The organism is Paenarthrobacter nicotinovorans, from assembly GCF_021919345.1.
Taxonomy (GTDB): domain Bacteria; phylum Actinomycetota; class Actinomycetes; order Actinomycetales; family Micrococcaceae; genus Arthrobacter; species Arthrobacter nicotinovorans.
In genome coordinates this window covers 1,124,324-1,145,642 of the sequence record NZ_CP089293.1, presented here as the reverse complement: position 1 = coordinate 1,145,642, position 21,319 = coordinate 1,124,324, and the positions used below count along the sequence as shown (strand labels likewise).

Here is a 21,319-nt window from a genome sequence, read left to right as displayed (position 1 = left end):
AGAGCTGACTAGCCACTGACCAGGTCTAATGGGCCGTTTGACGCATGCAAGTATTGGACGCCAAATTGTCATGGGTGCCAGCTTGAGTTGCCCTGCGAAAGGTGAGGCCAAATTGAGGATCAACAGCACGAGTGGCAATCCAGATTGTCGGAGGAATTCTTTCCGAGTCGCGCGAAGTCGCCGGGCATATGCCTTCTAAGTCATTGAGGGAGCACTTCAAATACGCGAGCTTGCGACTTGGGCGCACCCCGTAGTCCGGCATGATGGGCGGGTTTGCCCCCGGCTTTGACTCCTTGAACTAGCGGGACAGGGCTCGTGGAAGCATGTTGACTATGCCCCGGCCGATGTGGCGGAGTTTCGCCAGGATGTTATTGATTTGTCCCACAAGGACGAAGAGCCGCTGGCGCAGATTGCAAAGGATCTGGGTTGCGCATCTCTGTTTGGGGCGCGCCTGTGATTCTGGCAGATACCGGCGTGGGATTCGAAGACCGCGCGGCTGGCTCTATTGCTGCGCTCAACGCAGGCGGAGTCTCCCGCGTGAATCGATTCCTCCTAGTACGGTACGCAGACGAAGGAAACGCAGGGGCTGTTGCTGCTGCTGTCGAGGCCCTCACAGACAGCGTTGACTACTTCGATGCCAATTCCCACGTGGACCCGAGCGATGGTGTTCGTGATGCGGTGAGGTCGCTTCAGCCAGGGCCTGTGATCTTGGATGTTTCAGCGCTCACCAAGCCTTTGATCTATTGCTTCACGAAAGAGCTGCTCAGCACCGGGCGCCAAGTCTTCATTGTCCATAGCGCGGCGACAACTTATGAACCACTGCCGGAAGAGCTGCAACCCGTCATGGACCTCCTTGACGCAGGGAAGTTCCCGGAAGGACTTAAGAAGCTTGACGCCATCACCCCGGGGGAAGGAACCGAGTTCGTCCCACTGTCCCTGGGGCATCCTTGGCTCGACGCTTCGCTCCGATCAATTCTTGTCGCGTTTGTAACTCTCAAGTACCGCAGGCTCGACTCGCTGCTGGAGAGTGTCGCAACGGACAAAATTATTGGCGTCAGGACCACCCATTCCAGCACACCGAAGGGCATCGAGAGCAGAGCGGTGGGTTTGATCAGTGACTACCTCGTTGCAAGTCAGAATGGTGAACTCCGTTCGGTCAGCGCCATGGACGCCGCCGCCACCTACGATCTCCTTATGGAGTACTACGACCAGTACGTCCTCGACAACGCATATCGCATGGAACTAGCTCTTACAGGTACCAAAATGCAGACAGTGGGAGCCGCGGCGTTTGCCTCGGTCGCGAGAGTTGCAAACGTGCTTTATTCCATCCCGTTGAATCGAGACACCTCTCGTTTCACTCATGGCACGGGACAGACCCGTCTCTTTGAACTCTCCACTCGACTAGCACATTGAGTTCCTTGATTCGAGTCAGTCATAGGTGGGCGCCCCGCGCTGAACCCAGAACAGGCGGTCCCAGGCGGCGAACCAGGGGACGGATGGTCCGGCAACGGAGATCACGATCTGGGATCTCGAGAACGCCGGCCAAGCCACGAAGAGGACGGCCTTCGCCCCGCTGATCTGTGGCCCGTCGCCGAAGACGTAATGAAGCACGCCCGGGCTCGGTGATCTTCTGCCGGTGCACCCGGGGGTGCCTAGGCGCCGAGCGGCCGTGGCCTGCGCGGTCGTCCCGAGGATGGACTAATGCAAAAGCGTGTAGCCCAGAGCGACGGGCTCTCTCGTGGGCCATATCTACGCGGAGCGGACTTTAGACGCTCCGATGGCTTCCTCGATATTGGGCAGATAGGCGTACGTGACCCACCAATCACCAATCACCAACTGAGGATGAGCCAGCACCGCTCCAATCTCCCCCAGGCACGGAAGTCCCACCGGATACCCGTTAACCCACCACGCAGTCCCCCCCTACCCACACAACCGGTCCTGAACCTCCATAAGCGCCGACAGTATCTGGCTGCTCATCAGATCACGTTCGTACAGCGTGCCGGGATTCTGTCGCGCCGACGGCTCCGGAGCAGGGGAAACAGTCATGGTTGCTTCGTACCGCCCATCGCTGGAACTGAGCGCGATGGTCCGGAAGTCGAGGAAACCGCCTTTGGCGAAGAACCGCGGCGCGCCACTGCAGTCCGGGGACCACTTGAACACCCCCAGCGCGAAGGAGCCGATGACAGCCTTCTTCATCTCCGCCAAAGCGCCGGCGGAGATGAGCCGGCCACCAAACAGGGCAGCCATGAAGTCATTGATGTCGGACATGGTCGAGACCACGCTTGGCATAGGGGAACCGAGCCGTTCCAATGCGGTGCCGCCGGTGACACGCTTGCCGTCAATGCTGACGTAGCCCTTGAGCAAGTCAGCCGCTTCCGATACCTCCTCGTCAACGGAAGTGCTGCTTAGCCCCAGGGGGTTGATGATGTCGTCGCGAAGAATCTGAGGGTATGACTTGCCACGGAACTTTTCCAGGATCAGTCCCAATGCCAGGTTGTTCGAGTCGGAGTACTGGAATAGCCCGACAGTTCGCGCTTCCCAAGGCAACGTACCGGCGAGCCGAAGAGCCTGCGGAGTTGTCAGCCCCTGAGAGGAAGCAGACACAAAGTCCTCCAAGCTCCGGATCATCACGTCTCGGTAATCTGGCATTCCCGACGTCTGGGAGAGCAATTGCCTCAGAGTGATCGGGACGGGAGGTTTGAGACCAACCCCAAAGCTCTCCAAAAGCCCGTTGACGGGATCATCAAGAGCGATCAGTCCGTCGTCAACGAGTTTCAACACAGAAACCGCCGTCATGGTCTTGGTAACGCTTGAAACGGGGACTCGATCCTGCGGCCGGGCCGGTTGCCTCGTGTCCAGATCTCGCACCCCGTAAGCCTTCGACCATTCACCACCCGGCCACCGCAGCTGGGCGAGGACAGCCACAGCGTCTTGGTCCATGAAGGTCTGCATCGCGTACTCCAGCGAGCTGATGGCCTCAGCGTCGCTGAACGACGGCGACGGCGAGTCCGAAGGCGATGGAGACGGCGACGGCGACGGCGACGGCGACGGGCCCGGTGATGTGCACCCGGCAAGCACCGATCCGGAGAGCACCGACGCGACCATCACTCCAGCCAGTCGAACGAGCCAGCCATGGCGGTTCATCAACGCACCAACTTGAACGCGAAGTAAGACCTCGGGGCCAGCGCCAGTCCGGCTTACGTCCAGCCGATGATCACTGCCTCCTGGATACGGCTCGGGGCCGCGACGACACAACACCGCGAGCGCATTCCAGCGCTAGGGCTAAATTGATCGTCCTCCCGCCACCCCTGCGGGACAAGCATCAAAACTCCGCTCCCGTCAGCTAAGCACTTTCACCTTCGCCGGCACCGGCCGCCCCGCCGCCGCCCCAGCCCGCTGCACCAAATACACCGACCCCAACACCAACACCGCGCCCACAATCTGCCAGCCCGACAACGCCTCCCCCAGGAACGCGAACCCCAGCACGGTCGCCACGAGCGGGCTCAGGAATCCCAGGAACGAGACCACCATCGTGGGCAGCCGCTGGATCCCCCGGAACCACACGGCGTAAGCCACCAACGCACCAATGACGCTGAGGTACGCAAAGCCCGCAACATTGGGCAAGGTAACCGACGTCGGCAACCCTTCGACCAGCAGCGTTACCGGCAGCAGCATCACCCCACCCATCGCCAACTGAAGGCCGGTAAACCCAAGCAGCCCCACGCCGTCGGGCTTTCCCCAACGTTTCGTCAGAACAATGCCGGCCGCCATGCTCAGCGCACCCGCCATCCCGGCAAGCACACCAATGACCGTCAGCGACGCGTCGGAGCGCAGGACCAGCAAACCGACCCCGGCAGCTCCCACGGCGCACGCCACGACATGCGCGAGGCAGATCCTCTCCCCCAGCAGTAACGCACCCAGGAAGAGCACGAACAGGGGCTGGATCGACCCGACCAACGCCGCCAACCCACCCGGCAACTGGTATGCGGTGAAGAACAGCAGGAAGAAGAACAGCCCGATGTTCAGTGCGCCCAGTGCCGCTGCTTTGAACCACCAGGTTCCCCGCGGCCACGTCCGGGTGACGAGCATCAGCACGATTCCGGCAGGCAGGGCCCGCACGGTTGCGGCAAGGAGCGGCCTGTCGGCGGGAAGGAATTGAGTTGTCACCAGATAGGTGGAACCCCAGACCATCGGCGCGAGCGCGGTGATGAAGAGGTCGCGGGGAGACATCCGAGCCATTGTTCACTTCCATACATTTCGATGTCGAACTATTTGATGTATGACAATGTAGGTGTTGTACTGTTTGAGGTCAAGCATGGGAGGGCAATGGACCGCGACGCAGTGGACACGATTCTTGACCAATGGAACCGGGAGCGCCCCGATCTGGATGTCAGCTCCATGGGCATTTTGGGCCGACTCGCAAGGGCTAACCGTTTGGCGTCACTCGATGTGCAGAGATTCATGAACCAGTTCGGGCTGGAGCCTTGGGAGTTCGACGTCCTGGCAACCCTTCGGCGGTCGGCAGCCGAGGCGCCGCTCACGCCCGGGCAGCTCGCCAGCCTGACCATGATCGGCTCCGCAGCCATGACCAACCGCGTCGACCGCTTGGTGAACCGCGGCCTGATCCACCGCGAAACCAACCCCGGGAACCGCCGTCAGCTACTGGTCAGCCTGACGCCCGAGGGACTTGCCCTGGTTGACGAGGTGATGGAACATCACGTGGAGAATCAGCAGAAGATGCTCGACGGCCTCTCCAAGACCGAACGCGAACAGCTGGCGAACCTCCTGCGGAAGTTCCTCCTGGCAAACAACGACGGCGAACCCTCCTAACCAGCCAGCCTCACCCATGCAAGGATGAGGCGTGGACACTTCCTCTGAGCAGCTGGCGATCGCAATCGGCAAGGCCATGGTGGGTGGTGACGGCACTTCCTACGATGCAATCTCACTATGCCAAGCTGGTGGGCACACTGAGCGGTACGCCATCTCAGTGCTTCCAAGAGGCTTCATATGGTCCGCGACGCGGCTATTGGACGGAACCACCCAGAGCTTTGACCCTCACACCATGACTGTTCAGGTTGACGGCGCAGCCCAGCATTCCCTCTCTATAGAGCGCGTCCCCCGCGCCTTTCCTGAGTCCGTTCAGTTGGCCTTCCCACTCTCCCTCCCCATATGGGGCCGGAGCATGGACAGCTACCATCCGGCGGCCGTGGAGATAAATGCCACAGACACAACACTGCTGCTAAGGCACCGCTCCGACCCAACAATCTTTGGATCCTTCACGTTCGAAACGGAAAGCGGAATCGCGAAAAGCTACTTCACGCCCAGCGAGGTACGGAAGCTGGAGCGCGAGTCAAAACCGGACGACGTCGGAATAGACTTCGGCTTCGTAGCGGGCATTGGGGAGAGCCTGCCACCAGGCATGCAGTATCCCACGAAATCTACGCAGACATAGAGGTGGCATCCAGTCCATCACTACCGGATCACTCAGACTCGCCGGCCTCCCGGGGTGCAGCATTCCGCTTGGCTTTCCGCAGGACATAAACTCCGTAGCACCCGAATCCCAGCATGAGCACGGCTCCCGCGGCCCGCCACCAGACCAGCGGTGGCCACATCGCAAAGATGATCGCCAAGGCAAAGAACATCACTACTTGCAATGGGCTCGGTGCGTTCTTCACAGGCCTTCCCCCCGAACTGGCGAAATCTTCCTTGAACTGTGAGTCTACGAAACAACCCGAATGTCACAGCGTAAGACGACTAACTTTTCATTTCGGAAATTTCCGACATATCATAAACCCGTGCCCTCCGACGTCTTCGGCGCCCTCGCGAACCCTTCGCGGCGGACCATCCTCGACACCCTCCTCGCCGGTCCCCTGACCGCGGGCGAACTGACGGGTCGACTGGAGCTCAGCCGCTCATCGGCGTCGGAACACCTGGCCGTCCTCAAGGAGGCAGGCCTGATCCGCGAGGAACGGCAAGGCAGGCACAGGATCTACCACCTCCAGCCGCAAGGACTGGGTGAAGTCAGCGGTTGGCTGCAGCACTACGAGCATTACTGGAACCAGAGGCTCGATGCCCTGGCCGGTCTTCTGGATGAGGAGAACACCCATGACTGAAAACGCCATCCGCCTCGAGCGCACCTTCCCCCACCCCAAAGAATCAGTGTGGGCCGCCCTCACGACGCCGGAACTGCTCGCCCGCTGGTGGGCGCCTGGCGATATCGCGCCCGTCGTGGGCCACCGCTTCACCATGGACATGGGCGCCTGGGGCCAGCAGCAGTGCGAAGTCACCGCCGTCGAGCCCGGCGAGTCCATCACTTTCGTCTTCGCCGAAGGCAGCTTGGATACGACCATCGCCTGGACGCTGGAAACGGTCGACGCCGGGACAACACTTCACTTCGAACACGCCGGCTTCAACCTGGACTCACCCATGGGACGGCAGGCCATCGAGGGCATGGGCAACGGCTGGCCGGGCCTGCTGGGGCGGATCGAGCAGGTGTTGGTGAGCGTGGGCTAGGATCGCCGCGGTGACGGGTTCCCGCCTATGGCTCGAAGTAGGTGGAGAAGCACTCGTATGGGTGGATCTATGTATCAAGCGGCAAACGACTATTCAGTATCGGAGGATGCCCGCCGAGCTCGCAGCTCCCGCGCGGAGGAATTCGGCCAGTTCGCCTACGTATTCTCTGCTACCGCGCCGAGCCCGCTCTCGATCTCGGGTCCATCGGAAGTCGAGACAGGGCTCGTGGTCGATGCACGCTTCGACCATCCGCCTATTGAAGGTGAAACCAGCCCACCGACAGAATGGCTGATCACCCTCAAGCCCGTTCTCAACCATCCACTGGGTGCCGGGCAGCTTATTGACCTTCTAGCCAAGGAACTTGTTCGATTTGGTCTTGGTCAAATGGTTGCCACGAATCCCACGGAACTGCTCCGGGCACTCGCCAGCGCCAGCGCCCAGCCGACGTCCATAACCATCAACGGCGTCGCAACCGTCGGGTGGAGTCTTGAACTTGCTGAAGTCCGGGGGTTAGTCGCCGGTTCCCATGGTCGGGTGTTCATGTGGCTCGCCACGCGAGTCTCATCAGCTCCCAAGCTCTTGGTCACGAAAGACCTGGGCTCATATGTGCGGGCACTGCTCGGCACCTAGACCGGCTGCTACATTGCAGGGAACCGCATGTCCAAGGGGGAACGGCATGGAAGCTTTGCAATGGATACCAGCGATCTTGGCGGGAGCCGCGGCACTCTTTGTCATGGGATCAATCATTTGGGGCTTGTTCGACGTTCTTGGTGACAAGCGCCTTGACCAAGCAACGCGAACTGTATGGGCGCTACTGATCTTCGCCCTGCCGCTCATTGGCATCTTGGCATGGCTTTACACCAAACCCCAGATCGCCGGCGGCAGTGACCACGTCCGCCTGAAAAAAACCCTTTAGGGGCACTTAGCCGCCGGGCGCTTACCCGCCGGGCGCCCGGCCCCCGCAAGGCGCGTCTCGCCGTCGCACGCCTTCCGACGGGCCGGCCGTCACCCGCCCGCAATCTCCCGCAGCGTCTGCAAGTGCGCTGCCCACACTTCACGCCCAGTGGCCGAGAGGCTGGCCGACGTCCGCGGCATCTTCCCGGCGAAGCTCTTTTTGATCTTCACGTACTCGGCCTTCTCCAGGATGGCCAGTTGCTTGCTCAAGACGGAATCGCTCACCTGGATGGCATCGCGGATGTCCTTGAAGTCCATCGATTCCGCGCCGGCGAGCGCAGCCATGATGGAGAACCGGACGGGTGAATGGACCAGTTCGTTGAGCTTGTGGCGCGGGTGTTCTGCGGGAGTGGTCATGCGCGCAGCTCGCGGAAGGCCGCTGCCAGGCCGACTACACCGAGAGCAATGGCCGCCGGGAGGTAGAACCACAGGTTGCCGTCCCGGAAGAACGAGGCGCCCACCACGAGCGCCACTATGTAAAGGGCAAAGTACGCAAACAGGGACGTGAGGAAGCGCCTGGTGTAGCCAGCCTTGGTGGACCGCTGGAACATGGGCCAGACGGAGGCTGTGATGGCAGCCCAGGCACCCACCGAAATGGCTAACAGGGCTGCGCCGTAACCTGTCACGAGCACGATGTGCATACCGATCATGAGCAGCGATCCAATGATCGCGAGGCTGGTAAAGGTGACGGCAACCGGCCAGGCCGCTGCGTTGGTTGAGGTGGCGCTGATGGCCTCTGCCTTGGCAAGGAGCTCGCGTGCTTCTGCAGCGGAAGGGCCGCCTGTGGTGTCGTTCATGGTTCCCCCAAAGGTGCGTTTACTTGATAGAGCAACTCTAAGAAAGTACTTTCCACTCTGTCAAGTACTTTCCACTGCCCTCCCGTTACCACCAGCCCCACCAGACCCGGTAAATTTGATTCCACGAGTTTGACCCTCGGTGAGCAACACCACTCGCGCGCCTCACGAAAGCAGGATCATATGACCGTCTCTCCCCTCATCTGGGGCATCACCATCGTCGTCATTCTGGCGCTCCTGGCCTTTGACTACTTCTTCCACATCCGCAAGGCCCACGTTCCTTCCCTGAAGGAAGCAGCCATCTGGTCGTCCATCTACGTAGGCCTGGCCGTCGTCTTCGGCATCCTGGTACTGGTCTTTGGCGGAGCACAGATGGGTTCGGAGTACTTCGCCGGATACATTACGGAGAAGGCCCTCTCGGTCGACAACCTGTTCGTCTTCCTGATCATCATGGCGAGCTTCCGGGTGCCGCGTGAAGACCAGCAGAAGGTCCTGTTGTTCGGCATCGTGTTCTCGCTGATCGCCCGCACCGGCTTCATTTTCCTCGGCGCCGCGCTCATCAACTCGTTCGCGTGGGTCTTCTACATCTTCGGCCTCATCCTGCTCCTTACGGCCGGAAACCTCCTCAAACCCGGCGACCACGGCGACGACCAAGCGAACAACTTCATCATCCGGCTCGCCAAAAAGCTCTTCCACACCACGGATAAATACGACCGCGACAAGCTCTTCACCATGGTCAACGGCAAGCGTGCCCTGACTCCCATGCTCCTGGTGATGGTGGCCATCGGCGGCACGGACATCCTCTTCGCCCTCGACTCCATCCCCGCTATCTTCGGCCTGACGCAGAACGTCTTCATCGTGTTCACGGCGACGGCGTTCTCGCTGATGGGCCTGCGCCAGCTCTACTTCCTGATCGACGGACTGCTGGACCGCCTCATCTACCTTTCCTACGGCCTGGCGGCCATCCTCGCGTTCATCGGCGTCAAGCTGATTCTCCACGCGCTGCACGAGAACAACCTGCCGTTCATCAATGGCGGCGAACACGTCAACGTCATCGAGATCACCACAGGCCTCTCGCTGAGCGTCATCATCGGCGTCCTGGTCATCACCGTGGTGCTCTCACTGATAAGCCCGGCAGGCAAGGCCCAAACTGCCATCAACAACGCCCGCCGCCACGCCGTGGACTACTTGGACCTCGACTACACCGCCGACGCCAATGAGCGCGAGCGTATCTACCGGGCATTGACCGCGGAGGAAGCCCAGATCGTCCAGATGCCCCTGAAATATCGGAACAAGGCCAAGGACGTGGAGAAGATCCGCGAACAGGTGGCAGAAGCCCACCGCCAGCACGAGGCGTTCCTCAACCGCTAAGCATAGCCCTCGGTTCAGCATGAAAAACGGGACTCTGGCACCACTGCCAGGGTCCCGTTTCGATGTTCACCTGCACCTTCGATGACGGGCAACGTCGAATGCGCAGCGGACCATCGAACCGGGCCCAACCGATCCGCTAAACGGCCGCCGGTTTCCGCCACATCACCGCGAGCACCAGCACCACGGCACTGAGTCCGAGCATCACCAGGACCATGATGCCCCAGTTCGCCTGGTTCACACCCGGACCGTACAGCACGCCGATCAGCACGGTTGCGGTGATCGCGCCAAGGTAGCGGCACGTCTGGAAGATGCCAGCCGCCACACCCCTCTCCTCGGGACGGGCCGAAACATACAGGCCTTGGTTCGACGCCGTACTGACCACGCCATACGGAACACCCATCAAGGCAGTCAGCACGAACACCACCGGAGCCCACAACGTCATCGTCAGGACGCCAAGTGTTCCTGCCGCGAGCGTCAGGATCCCGACGCCGGCGATCAGCACCGAACGCACACCGAACCGCTCAATGAACCGCACCGTCAGTGGCGTCACCACAACCGACAACGCCGCAAGGGGAAGCATCAGCAGGCCCACCACACCGGCGTCGTAATGGCCTGCTTCCTGCAGCAGCTGCGGCAGGCCGAAGAACGCAAAGTAGTACACGCCGCTGAAAACAATGAACAGCATGTAGACCAGCAACAGCGGCCGGTTGCGGCCCAGCAGCCGGAGGTCCAGGAACGGCGGCCTGAACCGCAGCTCGCGCCAGGCAAAAAGAGCGCCAATCACGGTAGCCGCTCCCAGAAGGTACCAGCGGTAGCCCGGCATCACGTTGAGCAGCGCCATCATGGCGAGCATGAGGGAGGTGACGAACGCGAGGATGCCGGGGATGTCGGAATCCCGTATCAGCGTTCCCAGCGAACCGGTCTCCCTCCCGGAATCGGCAGGTGCAGTTTGCCGGACAACAAACAACGCGAGCAACGCGATGGGCACGTTGATCGCGAACAGCGCCTGCCACCCCACCAGGCTCACCAACAGGCCGCCCACCACGGGACCCACAGCAGCGGCCGAGGTGTTGGCCATCTGGATCCGGCCCAGCGGCCGGGTGGACGGCAAGTTCGCCAGCCGGCTTAGTTCGGTAACCATCACGACGGCGGACGGGTACGCCGTCGCGGTCCCTACAGCCATGAGCGCGCGGGCCACGCAAACCAGCGCAAAGTTGGGCAGGAACGGTGCGATCGCACAAGTAACAGCGACCAAGGCCATGCCGAACATGAACAGCCGCCGGGGCCCGAACCGATCCGCCAGCCTGCCCATGAGGGGTTGCCCTGCCGCGGACGCCAGGTAGAACGAGGTGATCACCCAGGTGACTGTTGCGACGTCGAGCTCAAAATGCTCCCGAAGGACCACCAGTGCCACAGCGATCATGGACGAGTTCAGCGGGTTCAGTGCAGTTCCGAGGCTCAGCGCAGCAATCGCGAGCCCGGGACGGGGTTTCTTGGCGGTCACCCAACCCAGTCTGCTCCATGGTTGCCTCGGGTTACGAAACGGGTTCGGTGGGCGGACTTACTGGTTCGGGCAAATTTTGCTGGATCATCCGGCGTGGCACCGGCACCCAACCCTGGAATTCCGCGGGTGCACCGATGTGCGGGCGACGATGATCCAGCAGAATGTACTCACTCCTCGAAGTGCGTGGTGATCTTCCCGGAAGACACAGCCGCGATGATGGACTTGGCCAGATGCCTCAGCTTGATGTTCCGGTTGCTGGAGGCCGTCCGCAGGATAGTGAAAGCTTCCTCCTGGCTGCAATGGTTTTGCGCCATGATCGCCCCGACCGCGAGGTCGATGACGGTGCGCGACTGCATCGCCGTTGCCAGGTCGTTCCGGGCATCGCTGAGTTGTGCGATTTTCAAGGCGAGACGCAGCGACTTGGAGGCGTGGGAGGCGAAAACCTCGGCCCGCTCCATGTCCTCGGCTTGGAACGCATCCGGTTTCTCGGAGTACAGGTTCAGGGCAGCGCGCGTATCGCCCTCGACCAGGAGCGGAACGCTCAGGATGGAGCGAAGCCCTTGGTCGGAGGCGGCCTGGATATAGGCCGGCCAACGCTGGTCGCTCAGGAGGTCCGGGACCAGTACGGGGGTGAGCTTGTCCATGGCCGTGAGGCAGGGACCTTCGAAGGTGCTTTGGAGCTGATCCATGACGCGGGCGCGCTCGTCACTGCTTGCGGCTGTTGCCGACTTCTTGCGACGTAACACTGTAATGCCGCTGTATACCGGGCTCTCCGGGTGAGAGAGGCTCTCGGCTGAGAAAGCCGCGAGGTCGCTGAGAAAAGCCTCAACGTCCTCGCTTCCCAGGACGAGATCCAAAAAGTATCCGTTCTGGAGAGCTTCATGCTCGGGGAGGGGGTTGACCATGCACGTTCCTACTGACTGAAATGCGTCCCCAGCAGACAGCAAAGGAGCGAAAAGGGCCGCCCTCTGCAAAACGGTCTGGCAATACCTTATCGCCCAACGATCGACGGTACAAAGTGCGGCGCAAGACGTCGTTGACCTGCGGCTATGCTGAAACGCCCCCTGATGGTTTACCCCCCACCCTGAGTCGGGCCCGCTAGCCGCGGGCCACGAGGGAAAGTCCATTCAGACGTCCACAGGGTCCTTGGAGAAGCGCGCTGCACGAGCGTCCAGCTCGTTTCCCTGCTGGCGGCCGAGGATGCCGTACAGCTCTGGCCTGCGGCCACGAATCCATCTGCGCCCGGTTGAAAGTGGCACGAGATCAAAGTCCAGATCTGCCGTTACCACGGCTTCGTCCGCCACCCAGGTCTCGGCCACGATCGTTCCGTAGGGATCGATGATCATCGCATTCCCCGTCCGGATCTCGTCGTCGTCGCGGCCCACACCGTTGCTGAAAAGGATGAACATGCCGTTGTCGTGGGCACGGGCAGGCAGCCACCGCATAAGCCACCCACGGCCGTTGACCCCCCGGAACGCGTCCTCGATGGCCGCGGGATCCGCTGCACGGTTGTCCCATAGCTCTGCCGGGACAGGCTTCATGCCCCGGGGACTGGCCGAGTTGGTCCCGCCCGTCTGGTGGGGAGCGATAAGCACCGTTGCCCCGAGGAGGGCCGTGGCACGCACATTCTCCACCAGGTTGTTGTCCCAACAAATCAGAATCCCTGCTTTGACACCCCAAGGCGTATCGAACACTGTGAACTCCGAGCCGCTACTGATGGCCTCGTGCTCGAAGGCGTGGAGTTTCCGGTGGGTGTGAACGGTCCCGTCCGGGAGGCAGACGGAGTAGGAATTGAAAAGTCTCCCGTCGGCCTGTACTTCCAGGAACCCGATACCGATCCCCAGTTCGAGCTCTGCGGCAAGCTTCCTGATGGTTTGGACGTGTTCACCGTCCTCGGACTGTGCTAATTCATACAAGCGTTCCGGGGTCTGCTTGCGTAGATGCCAGTAACCGATCAGGCACATTTCCGGGAACGCAACAATCCGGGCGCCGTCCCTCGCCGCCTTGATGGCCAGCCGGCGAATGGTCCTTAGATTGAGGTCCGGGCGATCCGGGGCGGCTTCGAACTGGACAACCGAAGCGCGAAGGGTGGGGGCGGTGATCATTGGTTTCTCCTTGGTTGGGACACCTCCCATGCTCGCCGCCACCTAGCATTCCGTCTAATGAAACTTTAAGGACTTTTGATTCCCTTCGGGAATGAAACTAGGATCCCAGAATGGAACTACGGCTGATTCGCTCCTTCGTTGCTGTCGCCGAAACCGGGAACTTCGGGTTGGCGGCCAAGGCGCTTTCCACCACGCAATCCAACCTCACCAAACAGATTCAGCTCCTGGAGCGTCAGGCCGGAAGCCAGCTGTTCACCCGGGGTCGGCATGGGGCAGCACTCACCCGTGCCGGAGAGGCGCTGCTTGCCGATGCGGTCGACCTCGTGCGCCGCGCCGACGGGCTCGCGCAGCGCATGGAACGTATCGCGGCGGGGGCTGAGGGTGCGTTGAAGGTGGGATTCGGCATGTCCGCGATCGACGTGGCTCCGCGTGCTGTGGCCGCCTTCAGGACCGAACATCCGGCCATCGACATCGGATTGGACGACATGTCATCCACAGCGCAGTTCGAGGCACTGCGCAACGGGACGCTCAGTATCGGATTTGTTCGGCTGCCTGCCCCACCGGACATTGCCACCCGGATGATTCGCCGCGATCGTCTGGCCCTTGCGATTCCCAAGAGTGAGTCGGCTCCCCTATCGACCCGGGATGCGCTGCATCGGTTCATCGATGGTCGTCCTCTCATTCGCCTTGATCCGGCGCGCGGCCCAGGACTCACTGCCCAAACCAGCAATCTCTTCTCGGATCTGCGCGCACGCCCAGGCGTCCTCTATGAGACCTCGGACCTTCTCACTGTGCTGGCGCTCGTTGCAGCCGGAGCCGGCTCCGCCGTGGTTCCCGCCAGCACCTCGGCCATCGTTCCGGAAGGCGTGCAATTGGTGCCCATCGACCTCGAGTCCTCAGTGTGGAGCATTGGAACCGCGTGGCTGCGCGGAAACAACGACCCACTCATCCCATTGTTCCTGCAATCCATCGACGCCCTCAGTCTTTAGCCGGCCCCGCCGTCGAGCCCCTCACCACCAACTCAGTCCCCAGCTCGATCCGCTGCGGCAGCTCCTCATCTCCTTCGAGGTGGCGGAGGAGCGCGCGCATGGCAGTTTCGGCCATCTGCACCACGGGCTGGCGGATGGTGGTGAGGCCGGGTTCTATCCATTCAGCGGCGGGGATGTCGTCAAAGCCGATGATGGAAAGATCATCGGGAATGCGAAGGCCTGCTGAGCGTGCAGCCCGGTAAGCACCGAGCGCCTGGGCATCGTTGCCGGTAAAGATCGCGGTGGGCCGGTTGGAAAGGGCCAGCAACGCTTCCGTCCCACGGGAACCGGACTCGGTGGAGAAATCGCCCGGCACCATCAGGGAATGATCCAGCTCAATACCACCCCGCCGCAGCGCTGCCACGTAGCCGTCCTCACGGGCGCCGCTGCATTGGAGGTCCTCGCGGCCCCCGATCATTCCGATCCGGGTGTGGCCCAACTTCAGCAGATACTCGGTGGCAGAGAAAGCGCCGTCCCAATTGGCGGCACCCACGGTCATGAGGTCCGGCCCGGGTTGCCCCACAGGATCGATCAGAATGACGGGGATACCCAAGGATTTGATGCGCTGAATCTGCTTCTGGTCCAGACCGAAAACGGCAAGCAGCACGCCGTCGGACTTCCGCTCAGCGAGGTTCGCCAGCCAAGGACGGATCCTGGAACCGTCCAGGGACAGGCTGCTGACGACGGTGCCGTAGCCGGCTTCCTGCGCCACGCGCTCTACGCCTTCGATAATCTCGCAGGCCCATTCGGAGCCCATGCCTGGGAACACAAGATCCACGAGCCCGGCCTTCTTGCTCCGTTTGGCCGGCCGCCGCGCATAGTCACGCTTGGCGATGATCTCTTCGACCCTGGCACGTGTGGCTGCGGCAACATGGGCATGGCCGTTGAGGACCTTGGATACGGTGGGCACCGAGACTCCGGCCTCACGGGCGATCTCGCTGATCGTGGCCCGTCCAGAGTCCTGCTTGGTCACCATGGGTCCCCACCTTTCCAGCCCGGGATCACCCCGCGGCGATGTCTGTTTCGGAAAGTTCCCACGCCTGGATCCGGCCGCACATGCCATAGATCCTGCGGGTTTTCCGTTCGCCCATCGTAGTCCTCGCATCCTGCAAGTAGAAACTTTCCATGGACTCGAGAGACTCCAACTGCCGCCCCGTCAGCTCCGCCTGCCGCGCAGCGCCCCCAACCAAGTAGTCTCGCCAATTTCCGGTCTTGCCGCTCACCAACCTCGCGGCCGCGGCATGAAATTCCGCCAGCGCCCCGACCCCCGACTCCTGCACGGCCGCCTTCAGGGCCAGATAACCCTCCAAAGCCAGGTCCCGACGACGGCGCGCGGCCGCCTCCGCCGCCGCGTCACCGCCGTCGGCATCCCGGGACGGAAGGGACGCAACACGCGCGTAAGCGTCAACGTCCACCAGGTGCTCGGGCGGAAAGGTCATCACCGCGTCGCCGTTCTCCGGAAGGCCGGCGTTCTGCATGACAATCAGCACCCTCAAATCGCCCGAGTCGTTGATGGCACGGTGGACGGTACCCGGCGTGAACCAGACCACCGTTCCGGGGGCCAACGGCGTGGAGGTAAACCCTCGCGAGTCCAAGGTTTCCAAGCGACCAGTCCCCTGCTGCACCACATATGCCTCCGTAGAGGCGGTGTGCACGTGCGGTGAGCCGCCGGCTCCGCCATCCGCCCCTGGCCAGTCATAGATACTGACCTCGGATACGGCGGTGGCCCCCGGAAATGTGTTGCACATGTCAGGCCCAGCCCTCCAGCGCTGCCTTGGCGGCGACCGCGAGCGCGGCAGCTTGCCCGCCTTCCAGGTCGCCGTCGGCAATCACGACGGCGTACCGGTACGTGAGCGGCTCGGCCTCCGTGAGCGGGACTACTTCGCTGAAGAATGGAGCCGACCCGAGGCAGGCGAACATGGAGGAGCGGGCGAACCACTGGTTGGAGGCACCAGGGTTGGCTTGGTCCTCGACGAACAGGATGCTGGACTTCCGGCATGTGACGTCGTGCTGACCGGTGAAAGCGATCCACTCTGAGCGCGTGCCCATGAATTCGTCAGCACCGGTCCCTGCTTCGGAGCGGAATTCCCCGCCTGTGAATGAGCGCGGCCCGCGCCAGAACAGCCCGCCGTAACCTGCGTTGTCGCGACCCTCTGTTGTGGGGCTCCCGATGCCGATCTCGGCGCCGGAGACGTTGCTCATCTCTGTTTCGAAGAGGAGTGCCCACGCATTGAGGGTGGGAAGGAGCTGAATGCCGAACCGGCGCTTCTCGACGATGAGCGGCTGACCATTCTGCCCGGCGCCGGAGGGTTGCGCACTCCAGAGCAGTGTTTCCGCAGCGGTGATGCCTTCGCCGGAGTCTTCAATGGACGTAAATGCCTGATGGTTCATGGCACCGTTATTGTCCAGGTTCGCGTAGCCGGTGTCCCGGGTGTAGGTGGCACCGCCCCAGAAGTTGTGCTCTCCCACGTTCGGCAGCGCCCAGGACAGGCCTTTGTGCCAGACGTGGTCCCACGGCCTGGAAATGGTAACTTCATCGCCTTCCAGTGTCTTCAGTGGGTGGAAGAAGGGTCGGGGGCTCTCGTACTGCTCATCTACAGGCAGATAGGTGTACGTGGCGATGTCCTGGGCGCCGACCGTGAAGGTCAGGGCACGGCCGTCGTCGGTGTAACCAAGGGTTTGAGTGTAGGAGCTTTGGGCTGTGCTGGTCATGGTGTTCTCCGTTTACGTGGTGGTTAGGCGCGGGCGGTGGCGGCCAGGACGCGGGTCCCCCGGCCATCCCCGTCCATGCCCTCATAGAAGGCGTGGCCGGGGACGATCTCTCCGCGACGAACGGGGTCACCTGTGAAGGCCGACGCGTAAATCGCGGCAGCGAACTCCAGTGTCTGCCGGGCTGAGTCCGCCCCGGCTGGGAGCGGCAGGCCGGCGTCGAGCGCGTCATACATGGCGAGGAACTGCGCAGAGTGCCCACTGCCCCGCTCCAACGGTTGGCTGGACCAGGCGGCGGAGACGGCGGCCTCGTGGCCAGGCGCGGGCGTAATGGTCCAGTCCTTGGTGCCGTAACCGTAAAGGTGGCTGAGTTCGACGGTGGCGTATTCGCAATCCACGCGGATGTCCGAGGTTTCGCGCGGTGAGAGCAGCGAGTTGATGACCGTTGCGGCCGCGCCGTTTTCGAAGCGGACGAGCGCGGCGGAGAAGTCCTCGGTCGACGTGGCCCGGGCTTGCCGCGAGGCGATTGCGTGCACCTCGTCCCATGGCCCCAGGAGGTGCAGGAGGAGATCGAACTGGTGGATGCCGTGGCCCATCGTGGGCCCACCGCCCTCCGCTTTCCATGTGCCGCGCCACGGAAGATCGAAATACTCATCCGGCCGGTACCACAGCGTGTCGCAGCGGGCTACGAGGGGTCGTCCGAAATCGCTGCCACCAATCAAACCCCTTGCGGCTGCCGAGGCGTCACCGAAGCGGTGCTGGAAGACGCACGAGAACTGGGCGCCGCCCTTGGCTTCTGCGGTGTTGAGCCTGTCGAAGTCGGCAAGGCTGAGTGCCGGAGGCTTCTCGGACAGGACGTGCACACCGGCCTCAAGGCACTCGATCGCCTGGTCAATGTGCATCATGGGCGGAGTACACAGGTGCACGATGTCCGGTTTGGCCTCGGACAACAACTCCGTGAGGCTCTGGTAGCGGCCGGCGATCCCATGCTCATCCGCGAAGGCCTGCAAGCGTGCGTCTTCGACATCGCACGCGGCGATCAACGTCGCTCTGTTGTCGGTGCGGGCCAGGTTGGACGCGTGAACAGCTGCGATCCCGCCTGTTCCGATGATGGCCACCCTGTAAGTCTGCATATGGGTCTCTCCGTTGAGCGTAGGCAATTATGTCCGAAAGTTTCTGATTTTTTAGTGAGCAACTTATCCACAACGGCCCACCAGTGACACAACGCTATGAAGAAAATCCTCATAAATCAACAGAAAATCTGCCTAGCAAGTTGATTAAAGTTTCTGATACTTTCTAAGAACCAACCCAGATCCCGAGGAGAAGCTTGTGAGCACCGGTGCCGCCGATCAGCACGCACTCGCCCGCGTTCCAGCGTCCGGCATCGTGGAGCATCTCATCCGTGAAATGACTCTGGAAGAAAAGCTGGCACAGTTGGCAGGCGTGTGGGTCAACGCCTCCACAGATGGTGATTCCGTTGCGCCTTTGCAGAGCCAAATGGCCGGAGACGACCGCTCCTGGGACGACATCATTGCCGATGGCCTGGGACAGATCACCCGCATGTACGGGACTGTTCCCGTGGAGCCCGCGGAAGGTGCGCGACGGCTGGCCGCAGCCCAGGAACAGATCATGGCCGCATCCAGGTTCGGCATTCCCGCCCAAGTCCACGAGGAATGCCTGGCCGGGTTGGCCGCCTGGAAGGCCACAGCCTTCCCCGTCCCCCTGGCTTGGGGCGCCACTTTCAATCCTGGCCTGGTGAAGGAGATGGCCTCCCGGATCGGTGAAAGCATGCGGTCCCTCGGGGTGCATCAGGGCCTGGCTCCGGTGCTGGACGTTGTCCGTGATCTCCGCTGGGGCCGGGTCGAGGAGACAATCGGCGAGGACCCTTACCTGGTGGGAACTGTAGCAACCGCTTATGTTCAGGGCCTGGAATCAACCGGGATCGTTTCCACCCTCAAGCACTTTGTGGGCTACTCGGCCTCGCAGGCCGGCCGCAACCATGCCCCTGTCTCCATGGGTCCCCGGGAACTCGCCGACGTCATGCTGCCGCCTTTCGAAATGGCCCTCCGGCATGGTGGCGCCAGGTCGGTGATGCACGCCTATACCGACATCGACGGCGTACCCGCCGCCGCGAATCGTGCCCTTTTGACCGGGCTGCTCCGTCAGGAGTGGGGTTTCAACGGCACAGTGGTGGCGGACTACTTCGGCGTCGCGTTCCTCGATGTCACCCACGGCGTTGCAGCAGATTCCGGAGAGGCGGCCATATTGGCCCTCTCCGCGGGCGTTGATGTGGAGCTCCCGACCGTGAATTGCTTTGGCGCGCCGCTCCTCGCCCGTGTCCAAGAGGGCGCCCTGGACGTAGCTGTGGTTGACCAGGCACTCCGCCGGGTCCTGACGCAGAAGGCCCAGGTGGGGCTCCTGTCCCCCGACTTCTCCCCTGCTCCGCCGGCCTTGTCAGCAGCTGTTGACCTCGATCGCGCCGAAGACCGGGCCCTTGCGCGTGAGTTGGCCGCGCAGTCCTTGGTCCTGTTGAGCAACGGATCGTTCGACGGAGCTCCAGCGCTCCCGTTGCCATCCGGCGGATCTCTGGGTGTGGTGGGTCCCTTGGCCGATGACCCGTTCGCCATGCTGGGTTGTTACTCCTTCGATGCCCATGTCGGCGCATCGCATCCTGATGTTCCCATGGGCATCTCCGTTCCTTCGGTCGCGGCTGTTGCGGCCGGGCGATTCGATTCTGTGCTCAGTTCCGTGACCGGAAATTGTGAGGTGGCGACGGAGACTGAAATTGCCGAGGCATGCCAGATAGCCGCCTCCGTGGACACCTGTGTGGTGGTGGTCGGTGACAACGCGGGACTCTTTGGTCGCGGCACCTCAGGCGAAGGGAACGACGCCGCCGACCTCCACCTTCCCGGCGACCAGCACCGGATGCTTGACCGGGTCCTTGCGGCCTGCGCAGATTCCGGCTCCCGTGCCGTGGTGGTCGTCCTGAGCGGGCGACCCTATGCACTCGGCGACTTCGTCGACCGGGCCGATGCGATCGTTCAAGGGTTCTTCCCTGGCGAAGCAGGCGGTGAGGCACTCTGGGACGTGCTCACCGGCGTCGTCAATCCCTCCGGCAAGTTGCCAGTCTCCGTGCCGAGGTCGTCCGGTGGCCAGCCCGGCACCTACTTGCACTCCCGGCTTGCCGGTCGCACTGAAGTCAGTGCGCTGGATCCCTCGCCGCTGTATGGGTTCGGGCACGGTTTGTCCTACACCAGCTTCGAATTGTCGGGTCACCAGAGCAGCGCACCGGCGATGTCGACGTCGGACTCGGTCACCGTCAGCTGTACGGTCACAAACACCGGTTTCCGTGATGGCGCCGAGGTTGTCCAGCTGTATCTGGAAGATCCCGTGGGCGAAGTAGTGCGTCCGGTCCGCGAGTTGATCGGGTATGCGCGGGTGGAGTTGCCAGCAGGAGCTTCTTCCGAGGTGGAGTTCGTGGTCCATGCCGACCGCACGTCCTTTACCGGATTGGACCTGCAGCGCGTCGTGACGCCCGGCCTGGTGAAGCTGCACGTTTCCACCTCCTGCGCCTCAGATGCGGCCACCCACGAAGTAATCCTCCACGGGCCACGCCGTGTGGTCGGGTTCGAACGGGAGATGCTCACTCCGGTGCGGGTGCGGGCTACGGCTTGAACGGGTACCCACGTGGGCTGCCTGTAGGTTCACGACCCACTTTGACATTCGGTGGCCCCAAATTCAGCCGATTCCGGTTGCATAAGCGTCCAACGGAGTTCAAAGAAGGTAACGGAAGCACGGCCCACGGCGGGGTCAGCTGCCGGTAGGCTTCGGAGATGCTCCCCCTCCCAACCAAACGATTGCGCTTTCGCGAGATGACGCCAGCTGACATCGACGGGATGAGCAGCCTGCTCGGTGACCCCCACGTCATGACGTACTACCCGGCGCCCAAAACCCGGGAAGAAGCAGCCGCCTGGATCGACTGGAACCGGGCGAACTATGCCCACCACGGGTACGGGTTGTGGATCGTGGAAACCCACGACGGCGATTTTGTCGGCGACTGCGGGTTGACGTGGCAGAACGTCAATCGCCGGTCCGAGCTTGAGGTTGGTTACCACGTACGCCTGGATCTTCAGCGGCGGGGCTATGCCACGGAAGCCGCTTTGGCCTGCCTCGAATACGCCCGGGACGTGGTGGAAGTTGATCGCCTGGTAGCCATCATCCACCCCGACAATGGTGCCTCGAGGCGCGTCGCCGAACGGATCGGAATGCGGCACCTTGAGGACGACCTTGCGGGCTCCACGGTTCGGACCGTGATGGGTGTCAAGCTCCGTTAGCTGCCTC

Annotated in this window: 24 protein-coding genes and 1 pseudogene; 12 read left to right on the top strand and 13 right to left on the bottom strand. The window is 62.3% G+C overall.

Annotated features, from left to right (window positions below; all coding sequences use genetic code 11):
* Positions 1-426: 426 nt before the first annotated feature.
* Positions 427-1,413 carry a hypothetical protein gene (locus tag JMY29_RS05495; protein WP_189075953.1) on the top strand — a complete coding sequence of 329 codons (987 nt, stop codon included), beginning with the start codon at positions 427-429 and terminating at the stop codon, positions 1,411-1,413.
* A gap of 21 nt (positions 1,414-1,434) precedes the next feature.
* On the opposite strand, the pseudogene JMY29_RS05490 reads toward JMY29_RS05495, so the two are convergent.
* Together JMY29_RS05490 and JMY29_RS05485 are read right to left on the bottom strand one after the other, a co-directional pair.
* Positions 1,435-1,648 (bottom strand): annotated as a pseudogene (locus JMY29_RS05490) (IS21 family transposase); the annotation flags it as partial.
* 272 nt (positions 1,649-1,920) lie between these two features.
* Positions 1,921-2,940: a serine hydrolase domain-containing protein gene (locus JMY29_RS05485; protein ID WP_189075955.1), complete on the bottom strand. Its 1,020-nt coding sequence runs from the start codon at positions 2,938-2,940 to the stop codon at positions 1,921-1,923.
* Here JMY29_RS05485 and JMY29_RS05480 point away from each other — a divergent pair.
* Positions 2,939-3,160: a hypothetical protein gene (locus tag JMY29_RS05480; protein WP_189076098.1), complete on the top strand. Its 222-nt coding sequence runs from the start codon at positions 2,939-2,941 to the stop codon at positions 3,158-3,160. The two genes, JMY29_RS05485 and JMY29_RS05480, sit on opposite strands and share 2 nt — an antisense overlap.
* A gap of 179 nt (positions 3,161-3,339) precedes the next feature.
* On the opposite strand, the gene JMY29_RS05475 is transcribed toward JMY29_RS05480, so the two are convergent.
* Positions 3,340-4,230 carry an EamA family transporter gene (locus JMY29_RS05475; RefSeq protein ID WP_189075956.1) on the bottom strand — a complete coding sequence of 297 codons (891 nt, stop codon included), beginning with the start codon at positions 4,228-4,230 and terminating at the stop codon, positions 3,340-3,342.
* Positions 4,231-4,326: 96 nt separating this feature from the next.
* On the opposite strand from JMY29_RS05475, the gene JMY29_RS05470 reads away from it, so the two are divergent.
* Together JMY29_RS05470 and JMY29_RS05465 are read left to right on the top strand one after the other, a co-directional pair.
* Positions 4,327-4,830: a MarR family winged helix-turn-helix transcriptional regulator gene (locus JMY29_RS05470; protein ID WP_189075957.1), complete on the top strand. Its 504-nt coding sequence runs from the start codon at positions 4,327-4,329 to the stop codon at positions 4,828-4,830.
* A gap of 31 nt (positions 4,831-4,861) precedes the next feature.
* On the top strand, positions 4,862-5,452 hold the full coding sequence (locus JMY29_RS05465) for a hypothetical protein (RefSeq protein WP_189075958.1): 591 nt from the start codon (positions 4,862-4,864) through the stop codon (positions 5,450-5,452).
* A 28-nt stretch (positions 5,453-5,480) separates the two neighbouring features.
* Here the strand turns inward: JMY29_RS05465 and JMY29_RS05460 are convergent, their stop codons facing one another.
* Positions 5,481-5,675, bottom strand: a complete 195-nt coding sequence (locus JMY29_RS05460) for a hypothetical protein (protein ID WP_189075959.1) — start codon at positions 5,673-5,675, stop codon at positions 5,481-5,483.
* Between the two features lie 120 nt (positions 5,676-5,795).
* Between JMY29_RS05460 and JMY29_RS05455 the strand changes: the two genes are divergently transcribed.
* The 4 genes from JMY29_RS05455 (at position 5,796) to JMY29_RS05440 (ending at position 7,429) form a co-directional block, all read left to right on the top strand.
* A complete protein-coding gene (locus tag JMY29_RS05455; protein WP_189075960.1) occupies positions 5,796-6,113 on the top strand; it encodes an ArsR/SmtB family transcription factor in 318 nt (105 codons plus the stop codon).
* The gene (locus JMY29_RS05450; protein WP_189075961.1) at positions 6,106-6,513 is read left to right on the top strand and encodes an SRPBCC family protein; all 408 of its coding nucleotides are present in this window, start codon (positions 6,106-6,108) and stop codon (positions 6,511-6,513) included. Before JMY29_RS05455 ends, JMY29_RS05450 begins: the two co-directional genes overlap by 8 nt.
* Before the next feature lie 69 nt (positions 6,514-6,582).
* Positions 6,583-7,143 (top strand): hypothetical protein, encoded by a 561-nt coding sequence (locus JMY29_RS05445; protein WP_189075962.1) that lies wholly within the window; start codon positions 6,583-6,585, stop codon positions 7,141-7,143.
* Positions 7,144-7,189: 46 nt separating this feature from the next.
* Positions 7,190-7,429, top strand: a complete 240-nt coding sequence (locus tag JMY29_RS05440) for a PLDc N-terminal domain-containing protein (protein ID WP_064722006.1) — start codon at positions 7,190-7,192, stop codon at positions 7,427-7,429.
* 89 nt (positions 7,430-7,518) lie between these two features.
* On the opposite strand, the gene JMY29_RS05435 is transcribed toward JMY29_RS05440, so the two are convergent.
* Together JMY29_RS05435 and JMY29_RS05430 are read right to left on the bottom strand one after the other, a co-directional pair.
* Positions 7,519-7,824, bottom strand: coding sequence for a winged helix-turn-helix domain-containing protein (locus JMY29_RS05435; protein ID WP_189075963.1), 306 nt, complete (start codon positions 7,822-7,824; stop codon positions 7,519-7,521).
* Positions 7,821-8,264 carry a hypothetical protein gene (locus tag JMY29_RS05430; protein WP_189075964.1) on the bottom strand — a complete coding sequence of 148 codons (444 nt, stop codon included), beginning with the start codon at positions 8,262-8,264 and terminating at the stop codon, positions 7,821-7,823. The genes JMY29_RS05435 and JMY29_RS05430 overlap by 4 nt, the downstream gene beginning before the upstream one ends.
* 180 nt (positions 8,265-8,444) lie before the next feature.
* Between JMY29_RS05430 and JMY29_RS05425 the strand changes: the two genes are divergently transcribed.
* Positions 8,445-9,632, top strand: coding sequence for a TerC/Alx family metal homeostasis membrane protein (locus JMY29_RS05425; RefSeq protein WP_189075965.1), 1,188 nt, complete (start codon positions 8,445-8,447; stop codon positions 9,630-9,632).
* 136 nt (positions 9,633-9,768) lie between these two features.
* On the opposite strand, the gene JMY29_RS05420 is transcribed toward JMY29_RS05425, so the two are convergent.
* From JMY29_RS05420 to JMY29_RS05410, 3 genes are all read right to left on the bottom strand, one after another.
* Positions 9,769-11,136: an MFS transporter gene (locus JMY29_RS05420; RefSeq protein WP_039240172.1), complete on the bottom strand. Its 1,368-nt coding sequence runs from the start codon at positions 11,134-11,136 to the stop codon at positions 9,769-9,771.
* A 167-nt stretch (positions 11,137-11,303) separates the two neighbouring features.
* Positions 11,304-12,041, bottom strand: coding sequence for an ANTAR domain-containing response regulator (locus tag JMY29_RS05415; RefSeq protein WP_039240170.1), 738 nt, complete (start codon positions 12,039-12,041; stop codon positions 11,304-11,306).
* A 222-nt stretch (positions 12,042-12,263) separates the two neighbouring features.
* The gene (locus JMY29_RS05410) at positions 12,264-13,241 is read right to left on the bottom strand and encodes a nitrilase family protein (protein ID WP_189075966.1); all 978 of its coding nucleotides are present in this window, start codon (positions 13,239-13,241) and stop codon (positions 12,264-12,266) included.
* Positions 13,242-13,351: 110 nt separating this feature from the next.
* Between JMY29_RS05410 and JMY29_RS05405 the strand changes: the two genes are divergently transcribed.
* A complete protein-coding gene (locus JMY29_RS05405) occupies positions 13,352-14,230 on the top strand; it encodes a LysR family transcriptional regulator (RefSeq protein WP_189075967.1) in 879 nt (292 codons plus the stop codon).
* Here JMY29_RS05405 and JMY29_RS05400 read toward each other — a convergent pair.
* From JMY29_RS05400 to JMY29_RS05385, 4 genes are read right to left on the bottom strand one after another with little or no spacing between them, the layout of a single operon-like run.
* Positions 14,220-15,245 carry a LacI family DNA-binding transcriptional regulator gene (locus JMY29_RS05400; RefSeq protein WP_189075968.1) on the bottom strand — a complete coding sequence of 342 codons (1,026 nt, stop codon included), beginning with the start codon at positions 15,243-15,245 and terminating at the stop codon, positions 14,220-14,222. The genes JMY29_RS05405 and JMY29_RS05400 overlap by 11 nt on opposite strands.
* Before the next feature lie 25 nt (positions 15,246-15,270).
* A complete protein-coding gene (locus JMY29_RS20870) occupies positions 15,271-16,017 on the bottom strand; it encodes a cupin domain-containing protein (protein ID WP_189075969.1) in 747 nt (248 codons plus the stop codon).
* 1 nt (position 16,018) lies between these two features.
* Entirely contained in the window at positions 16,019-16,981 is a 963-nt protein-coding gene (locus tag JMY29_RS05390) for a DUF6807 domain-containing protein (protein WP_189075970.1), read from the bottom strand.
* A gap of 23 nt (positions 16,982-17,004) precedes the next feature.
* Complete coding sequence (locus tag JMY29_RS05385) at positions 17,005-18,111, bottom strand: Gfo/Idh/MocA family protein (protein ID WP_189075971.1); 1,107 nt, start codon at positions 18,109-18,111, stop codon at positions 17,005-17,007.
* A gap of 196 nt (positions 18,112-18,307) precedes the next feature.
* On the opposite strand from JMY29_RS05385, the gene JMY29_RS05380 reads away from it, so the two are divergent.
* The gene (locus tag JMY29_RS05380; protein ID WP_189075972.1) at positions 18,308-20,653 is read left to right on the top strand and encodes a glycoside hydrolase family 3 N-terminal domain-containing protein; all 2,346 of its coding nucleotides are present in this window, start codon (positions 18,308-18,310) and stop codon (positions 20,651-20,653) included.
* A 158-nt stretch (positions 20,654-20,811) separates the two neighbouring features.
* Entirely contained in the window at positions 20,812-21,312 is a 501-nt protein-coding gene (locus JMY29_RS05375; protein ID WP_189075973.1) for a GNAT family N-acetyltransferase, read from the top strand.
* Positions 21,313-21,319 lie beyond the last annotated feature (7 nt).

Bases quoted from the DNA above. Each gene is read 5' to 3' on its own strand.
- JMY29_RS05480 (WP_189076098.1), top strand. From the start codon at position 2,939: ATGAAGGTCTGCATCGCGTACTCCAGCGAGCTGATGGCCTCAGCGTCG.
- JMY29_RS05485 (WP_189075955.1), bottom strand. From the start codon at position 2,940: ATGGACCAAGACGCTGTGGCTGTCCTCGCCCAGCTGCGGTGGCCGGGT.
- JMY29_RS05475 (WP_189075956.1), bottom strand. From the start codon at position 4,230: ATGTCTCCCCGCGACCTCTTCATCACCGCGCTCGCGCCGATGGTCTGG.
- JMY29_RS05470 (WP_189075957.1), top strand. From the start codon at position 4,327: ATGGACCGCGACGCAGTGGACACGATTCTTGACCAATGGAACCGGGAG.
- JMY29_RS05450 (WP_189075961.1), top strand. From the start codon at position 6,106: ATGACTGAAAACGCCATCCGCCTCGAGCGCACCTTCCCCCACCCCAAA.
- JMY29_RS05445 (WP_189075962.1), top strand. From the start codon at position 6,583: ATGTATCAAGCGGCAAACGACTATTCAGTATCGGAGGATGCCCGCCGA.
- JMY29_RS05440 (WP_064722006.1), top strand. From the start codon at position 7,190: ATGGAAGCTTTGCAATGGATACCAGCGATCTTGGCGGGAGCCGCGGCA.
- JMY29_RS05435 (WP_189075963.1), bottom strand. From the start codon at position 7,824: ATGACCACTCCCGCAGAACACCCGCGCCACAAGCTCAACGAACTGGTC.
- JMY29_RS05430 (WP_189075964.1), bottom strand. From the start codon at position 8,264: ATGAACGACACCACAGGCGGCCCTTCCGCTGCAGAAGCACGCGAGCTC.
- JMY29_RS05425 (WP_189075965.1), top strand. From the start codon at position 8,445: ATGACCGTCTCTCCCCTCATCTGGGGCATCACCATCGTCGTCATTCTG.
- JMY29_RS05415 (WP_039240170.1), bottom strand. From the start codon at position 12,041: ATGGTCAACCCCCTCCCCGAGCATGAAGCTCTCCAGAACGGATACTTT.
- JMY29_RS05410 (WP_189075966.1), bottom strand. From the start codon at position 13,241: ATGATCACCGCCCCCACCCTTCGCGCTTCGGTTGTCCAGTTCGAAGCC.
- JMY29_RS05405 (WP_189075967.1), top strand. From the start codon at position 13,352: ATGGAACTACGGCTGATTCGCTCCTTCGTTGCTGTCGCCGAAACCGGG.
- JMY29_RS05400 (WP_189075968.1), bottom strand. From the start codon at position 15,245: ATGGTGACCAAGCAGGACTCTGGACGGGCCACGATCAGCGAGATCGCC.
- JMY29_RS20870 (WP_189075969.1), bottom strand. From the start codon at position 16,017: ATGTGCAACACATTTCCGGGGGCCACCGCCGTATCCGAGGTCAGTATC.
- JMY29_RS05390 (WP_189075970.1), bottom strand. From the start codon at position 16,981: ATGACCAGCACAGCCCAAAGCTCCTACACTCAAACCCTTGGTTACACC.
- JMY29_RS05385 (WP_189075971.1), bottom strand. From the start codon at position 18,111: ATGCAGACTTACAGGGTGGCCATCATCGGAACAGGCGGGATCGCAGCT.
- JMY29_RS05375 (WP_189075973.1), top strand. From the start codon at position 20,812: ATGCTCCCCCTCCCAACCAAACGATTGCGCTTTCGCGAGATGACGCCA.